The organism is Pseudomonas sp. MDV22-iso1 (assembly GCF_058145095.1).
In genome coordinates, this window is sequence record NZ_JBYVMF010000017.1 from 139,434 (window position 1) to 145,772 (window position 6,339).

The following is a 6,339-nucleotide window of genomic DNA, read 5'->3' on the forward strand; positions in this document are numbered from 1 at the left end:
ATCAGAAGTTCATGCCAAAGCTCAACGCCAGGAAGTCGCGATCTTCCAGCGTGTTGTAGTCACCACCGAAGAAATCGGTGTAACTGAGGCTCGCGGTATAGGTGTTGCGGTAGTCCGCATCGACGCCGACGCTGACGGCCTTCGCGCCTTCGTTGAACAGCCCGTTGGGGCCATAACCGGAGACGTCGTGGGACCACGACAGATTGGGTTTGAAGTTGATGCCGGCGATCACGTTGTTGTAATCGAGGATGGCGCGAGCGCGATAACCCCAGGATGTCGAGGTCACGAAACCATCGGTGTCCCCGCCGAAACCATACTGGCCATACACCGAGTCGCGGCCATAACGCAGCTTGGAGCGCGCCTCCAATCCACCGACCCGAACCACGGCCGCCTCGCCCACCAGGGTCAGACGGTCTGCACCCGCCACCTGATCGATGAAGTGCGTCAGGGTGCTCTGGATCTGCGTCACTTCCTTGCGACGGTAGCCCTTGTTGTCGGCACCGGGTGCGGAAGCAATCGGAGAAGCGGCGCCACCCGCAATCGGGTTGAGCATGGCCAGGGTCAGGTCGGTGCTGTTGATTTGCACTGGCGCATTGGGGCGATAGCTGATTTCGCCGGTCCACGCCGTACCGGTCGGCAAGGTGGTGGAAAAACTCGCGCCGTACAAACGGATGTCCTCGGGGTATTCGAGGTAATACTGGCCGCGACCAAGCATCACGCTCTGGGCCAGCGCCGCGCCGGTGCCGGGAGCCAGACGGTTAGCGGTGGCGACGATCCCCGGAAGGCTGGCGAGCGTCCCCAGGCCAGCGGTCGTGGTCCCCACATTCGGGGAGCGACTGTGGTAATTCATGAAGTACAAGCCGTACTCGGTGTCGTCACCCAGCCAGCGCAGCGCCGTACCCCACTGCCCGGAATCGCGGGCATCGCGATCGCCGCCACGGGGCACCACCACGCCTTCCCTGGTGACTTCGAAGCCCTGACCAAAGGCTGCGGCGATCGGCTGCAAAGGCGCGATGGCCGGGCTCGCGACCGTATAGCCCTTGGTACAGCCGTCCGCGGCCACGTCACCGCCGAAGAACGTCCCGCAGTTGTCGAGAACGGTCTGATCCCACTCCAGCTGATAGAACCCTTCTACGGTCAACTTGTCCGTCAGCCCCTGGGAGGCGAACAGCATGTTGACCGGAATCAGGCCTTCCTTGATCTCGGCCCCCGGGCGCCGGAACGCGGAGACGTCGACCGGGTTGATGCTGTTGATCGAGTTGCCGATGAAGGTGCTTTCGCCCCAGCTCACCACCTGCTTACCGGCGCGCACCGTGCCCGGCAGATCGGCGAGCGAGTAGTTGTGATAGACGAAGGCGTCGAGAATCTGAGCGCCCGAAGACTTGGAGCCTTCTTTGCGATTGTGATCGCTGATCGGCTTGAAGGGACGGTCCTCGTCCTTCAGCTCGAAGTCGTACCAGTATTTGCCTCGAACGAACATGCCGGTGTCGCCATACTTGAGTTCGAGGTCGTGTATCCCTTTGAAGATCTTCGAGAAGGTTTCGCCTTTCTTGAAGTTCAACCGCCCGTCATCCCCGGTCGAAGCCTGGCCCGTCCCGCCGTTTACAGTGCCCACCAGCGACTTGTCGGCATCACGCATGCCCCAGCTCGCGCCCACCGACAGCGAAGAATCGAACGTCCCTTCAATTTCCCCGATGTTGAACGAAACAGCCTGCGCCTGGGCACAGCAGCCCATGGCCACCGCAGCGGCCAGCGCCTGTGGCGTGAAGATGGCGCGCATTGTTGTTTTTGTCATGCGTCTTCCCCGGTGAGTGACAGAAGGCCACACCCTACTGCTGCAGACCGGGAGCGATAAGCGCACGAAGGAGGTATTCGCGGTGTAGCTCTAAAGGATGAATGGCGTTGTGGAATCAGGATTTGCGCGGGGTATGAATGGGCTGGATTGTGCGTTATCAATGAATCGCATGGCGCGTACGAACCCCGACCTGTAGCAGCTGCCGAAGGCTGCGTCCGGCTGCGCAGCAGTCGCAATTCCGGCAGGCAGTTTTTTCCTGATACAACGCGGTGATTGGTTTCGCGACTGCTGCGCAGCCGGACGCAGCCTGCGGCAGCTGCTACAGGATCGTGGGTGACTGGGGACTGTTGCTCAGGCTGCAACAGTGCATGTCCGGATTCGCTATTTTTCCTTTGCAGACAAGGCTTTATTCTTGCCGGGCTCTCAGGGAAACAGCCTGGATGCCAGTAACGATGCGTGTGTTCAGTCCACGCCGATATCTACCGATTTCAGATGAATTGAGTTTTCCGGTTCTTCGCCCCGTGTACACAGACGTTGATTTGTAGCTCCTTGATCCAACGTCTTACTTTGGCCGCTGCGTTTGCAGCGGCCTTTTTTATGGGCGCTGGTTTTGTAGCGCAGTATCAAATGGCGCTTCGGACAAGAGTGCCGTCCTATATTCATATACTTCAAGAACGCAGGATTTATTTACCTGCGCTGCAGACAATTCTATACATATCCATATTCATGGAAAACACCTTCAAACCTTCAAGCAGAAACCTACACCCTTCTCAGACCCATGTTTTTTAGTTTCGCTGTAACTTTAGGTTGCACGCAGCAGTATTGATAATTCTTTCACTTAACGGATCATCCCTCCCCGAAAATGCGCGCACATTCAAAGGACATGAATATGCAAAAACCACCAGTGGTCATAGTAGAAAAAACATCAAGACCTGGATTTATCGAGTTTGAAACAGCCATAGAAACAGTCGGGCTTGCTCCCGACCATATGAATCGTGCTCGCCCAACACCAAACAACGGCGGAAAATACGGCGCTTCTGTTTCTACTTATCATAAAAACTTGTACACCATCCAAGATAATTCACAATTAATGGCTCAGGAATATGACGCCAAAACCATTGCACTGCCACAAACAATTGAAAACGAACTGGCCGCCGTCCGATTAGAAGGCTCAACCGAGCAACTTCCACCCGTACAAGCGATTCTTCGAGAGCTGGATGTTCGCAACACACTCACTCAACGCATAGCCGCTGAATTTCACGACCAAACAGCAATCGCCAATGAGTTTTTCGGAGGTAGCCCATTCAACAGGCACGTCAATGACTTCATGAAAAGCTACAACCATAGAAAAGAGGCCCGGGCCTGAAGGCATTGCCATGCAGGCATGGTATCGCTCGTACCGGGCTGCTCATAACGCCCAGTTGTTATCGCAAAGTCTGACTTTACTCAGCCAGCAGCAAGTCAATGTCCAGAATTTTCTAATGGCGGCCCAGGCAGAAGAGCAAGCAAGGGCAGCAGCCGAGCAGGAAGCGCAGCGAGTCGCTGCCGAACTGGCACGGATCAATGAAGAAGCAGAAGTCCGCGCTCGGGAGCAAGCCCGACTTGCAGCCTTGGAAGAAGCCCGGCAAGCGGCCGAAGAACAAGCACGCATTGCGGCAGAGGCAGCGGCGCAGCAAGTCGCTGCAGAACGGGCGCACCTCGAAGCACTGGCAGAGTTGCAGCGACTCGAAGAACTGCGCCGAGCGGAAGAGAACGCTAGAAAAACGACGCTGGCCATGGGGGGGGCGACAGCGGCAGCCGGCCCCCTGTTCGCTGGCACAGCCGGAACGTTGGTGGTCAGTCAGGCCACATCGCTGGCAGTTAGATCCGCTATTCAATCAGCACTAACCGCAACAGTCTCGGCTGCCGTCGGCTCAGCGGGGGCCGTGGCCAGCGGGTTTGCGGCACTGGTGTACCCATCGCCTCTGGGCAATAGCGACCTCTACTCATTAAGCGTTCCGCTTTCAGACCTCTCGCCGGCTACCGATCAGAACTTGAGCGCAAATGCGCCCTCAGGCGGCCAAGTCAAACTGACGGTTGGCATCGGCTCAAAAGCTGACGGCAGCACCATCGAGTACTTCGTGGTCGCCATGAACGGCACGACGGCGCCTTATGACGTGCCGGTTCAACTCGCTACATACGATCCAACCCGGAAGGTCTACACGACTCAAAGTCCTGGCCTGCCATCCATAGGGATGACATGGACGCCGATTGTTCAGCCGGGTGACGCCTCAACGTCACTGCCCTCGACCGAGCCGGGCATTGTTGTCTATGAGGGCGCTACCGTAACTGCCCTCGAAGGACGCATAGATGCATTCCCTGAGCTGGATCTCGATAGTTTGGGAGGCTTCATCACCGTTTTCCCTGCAGACTCAGGGATACCCCCGATCTATACGATGTTCAGGGATCGGCGGAATGAACCTGGTGTAGCAAGCGGATCCGGGGAGGCGGTTTCGGGAAATTGGCTAGGCGCAGCCTTATCGCAAGAAGGATCACCCATTCCAACAAACATCGCGGATAAACTGCGAGGAAAGCAATTTTCCAGCTTCAGCGCGTTTCGTCGAGAGTTTTGGAAGGCAGTAGCGGCGGATCCTACCTTGAGTTCCCATTTACCTCGGCCAACAAAACTAGAAATGGAAAAAGGGCTTTCCGCAAAAGCACCTCAAGCCGATCAAGTTGGAAAAAGGACAAAGTACGAACTCCACCATGTGAAGCCTATTAGTGAAGACGGAGAGGTCTACAATATTGACAACATTCGAATATTGGGACCGAAGCAGCATATCAATGTCCACTCCAGCAAAGGGGGAAATTAAGATGACACTTAAAAAGAAATTGGAAGATTACACAGAATCCGAATACAAGACTCTTATCCAGCGCTTGTTCACTGGTGATTACACATCGGAAGCCGAGCTCGATGAAATCGTTGAAACCATCGTGAATACCTCTGAGCATCCTAACGGCTCAGACGTTATGTACTACCCATCAGCCGGGGCCGAAGATAGCCCCGAAGGGGTATTGAATACCATCAAGACCTGGAGAGTCGCGAACGGAAAACCAGGCTTTAAAGCTGAGTAATAGAAACGCGAAAAAAGGGGGAGCAAGTATTCTCACTTGCTCCCCCTTTTCAGTTTGTTACATCGAATACTTCTGCAAATTCCCCATCATCTCTTTCAACGCTTCAATATTGTCCTTCGGATGCGCCGCCCCTTCGAAATCGCAAATCTGCTGCCAGTGCGCCGCCACATCTTCGGGGGAGAATCCAACCCGCGGATCAAACCCTGCCCCCAGGCTGCGTTCCCAGCGCACTTTGCCCATCCAGCCGCCGCCGACCTCGAACAGCCCGGAGGTTTCCTGGCAGTTTTCGCTGGCGAGGTACACCACCAGCGGGCTGACGAGTTCCGGTTTGAGTTGTTCGAACACTTGAGGCGGGATGAGGCCTTCGGTCATGCGTGTGCCGCCGGTCGGGGCGATGGCGTTGACCAGGATGTTGTTCTTGCGCCCTTCAATGGCCAGTGTGCGGGTCAGGCCGTAGAGGCCGAGCTTGGCCATGCCGTAGTTGGATTGGCCGAAGTTGCCGTAGATGCCCGAGGTCGACGCCGTGAAGATCACCCGGCCATAGTTCTGTTCGCGCAGGTGCGGCCAGGCGGCGCGAGTAACTTTGTAGGCGCCTTCGACGTGGACGCGGTAGACCAGGTCCCAATCGGCGTCTTCCATTTTGTGGAAGGTCTTGTCGCGCAGGATCCCGGCATTGTTGACCACGACGTCGACACGGCCGAAGGCATCCAGAGCGTGTTGCACGATTTTGTCGCCATCGGTCACTGAGTCGTGGTTGGCCTCGGCAACGCCGCCCGCCTCGCGAATCTCCGCCACTACCCGGTCTGCCGCTGAAGCATTGGCGCCTTCGCCTTGAGCCGAGCCGCCAAGGTCGTTGACCAGCACCCGCGCGCCCTGTTTGGCAAACAGCAGAGCATGAGCTCGGCCGAGACCGCCGCCGGCACCCGTGATGATCACGACTTTATCTTCGAAGCGAACAGACTCACTCATGGGGTTTAACTCCAGCAGAACAAAGGACGATGAGTCCGAGTGTCAGGCACGGCGTTGCTGGTCACAATGAACACAGGTGAGGCTGAATGGTGCGCGATAAGGCAGGGGGATGATGCGGTCGGGATTGTGGATTGGAAATGGGACCGGGGGAATTTGAAAGAATCGCAGCCTCGTTGCACTCGACAGCTCTTATGGAACAAACGTTAAACCATTGATTTTAAAAATGAGCTTTTTACTCATCTTTAGACATCCAATGCGGCGAGCACCCAGTTCCTTGCGCGACAGCGTGGCGTCGAAGACGTGGCGCCCCTCCTGCAGGGATAACGTTGAGCGGGGCACGCCCGCAAAGTCAGGTCGGCTGTCAGGCCGCCTCGCATTGGCTTTCGATCTGCTTTTGATCTTGAATTTCTTGCCCCATGGGAAGGCCGAGCGCAGGTTCTGCGCAGTGGGCAACCCGGCAT

At 56.6% G+C, this 6,339-nt stretch carries 6 protein-coding genes; 3 read left to right on the plus strand and 3 right to left on the minus strand.

The features are described from left to right. Window position 1: 1 nt before the first annotated feature. Window positions 2-1,795: a DUF1302 domain-containing protein gene (locus AC3ZVB_RS19695; RefSeq protein ID WP_490147479.1), complete on the minus strand. Its 1,794-nt coding sequence runs from the start codon at window positions 1,793-1,795 to the stop codon at window positions 2-4. 889 nt (window positions 1,796-2,684) lie between these two features. Between AC3ZVB_RS19695 and AC3ZVB_RS19700 the strand changes: the two genes are divergently transcribed. The 3 genes from AC3ZVB_RS19700 to AC3ZVB_RS19710 are packed head-to-tail and all read left to right on the plus strand — an operon-like array spanning window position 2,685 to window position 4,909. Next, a complete protein-coding gene (locus AC3ZVB_RS19700) occupies window positions 2,685-3,161 on the plus strand; it encodes a hypothetical protein (protein ID WP_490147480.1) in 477 nt (158 codons plus the stop codon). Between the two features lie 10 nt (window positions 3,162-3,171). After that, the gene (locus AC3ZVB_RS19705; protein ID WP_490147481.1) at window positions 3,172-4,647 is read left to right on the plus strand and encodes an S-type pyocin domain-containing protein; all 1,476 of its coding nucleotides are present in this window, start codon (window positions 3,172-3,174) and stop codon (window positions 4,645-4,647) included. Further along, on the plus strand, window positions 4,619-4,909 hold the full coding sequence (locus tag AC3ZVB_RS19710; RefSeq protein ID WP_490147482.1) for a bacteriocin immunity protein: 291 nt from the start codon (window positions 4,619-4,621) through the stop codon (window positions 4,907-4,909). The genes AC3ZVB_RS19705 and AC3ZVB_RS19710 overlap by 29 nt, the downstream gene beginning before the upstream one ends. Window positions 4,910-4,966: 57 nt before the next feature. Here AC3ZVB_RS19710 and AC3ZVB_RS19715 read toward each other — a convergent pair whose 3' ends face one another. Both AC3ZVB_RS19715 and AC3ZVB_RS19720 read right to left on the minus strand, forming a co-directional pair. Beyond that, window positions 4,967-5,878 (minus strand): SDR family oxidoreductase, encoded by a 912-nt coding sequence (locus AC3ZVB_RS19715; RefSeq protein WP_490147483.1) that lies wholly within the window; start codon window positions 5,876-5,878, stop codon window positions 4,967-4,969. Window positions 5,879-6,067: 189 nt separating this feature from the next. Next, on the minus strand, window positions 6,068-6,339 hold a 272-nt coding region (locus tag AC3ZVB_RS19720), incomplete at its 5' end, for a hypothetical protein (protein WP_490147484.1).

Excerpts from the sequence above, each read along its gene's own strand:
- AC3ZVB_RS19695 (WP_490147479.1), bottom strand. The coding sequence starts at position 1,795 with ATGACAAAAACAACAATGCGCGCCATCTTCACGCCACAGGCGCTGGCC.
- AC3ZVB_RS19700 (WP_490147480.1), top strand. The coding sequence starts at position 2,685 with ATGCAAAAACCACCAGTGGTCATAGTAGAAAAAACATCAAGACCTGGA.
- AC3ZVB_RS19705 (WP_490147481.1), top strand. The coding sequence starts at position 3,172 with ATGCAGGCATGGTATCGCTCGTACCGGGCTGCTCATAACGCCCAGTTG.
- AC3ZVB_RS19710 (WP_490147482.1), top strand. The coding sequence starts at position 4,619 with ATGTCCACTCCAGCAAAGGGGGAAATTAAGATGACACTTAAAAAGAAA.
- AC3ZVB_RS19715 (WP_490147483.1), bottom strand. The coding sequence starts at position 5,878 with ATGAGTGAGTCTGTTCGCTTCGAAGATAAAGTCGTGATCATCACGGGT.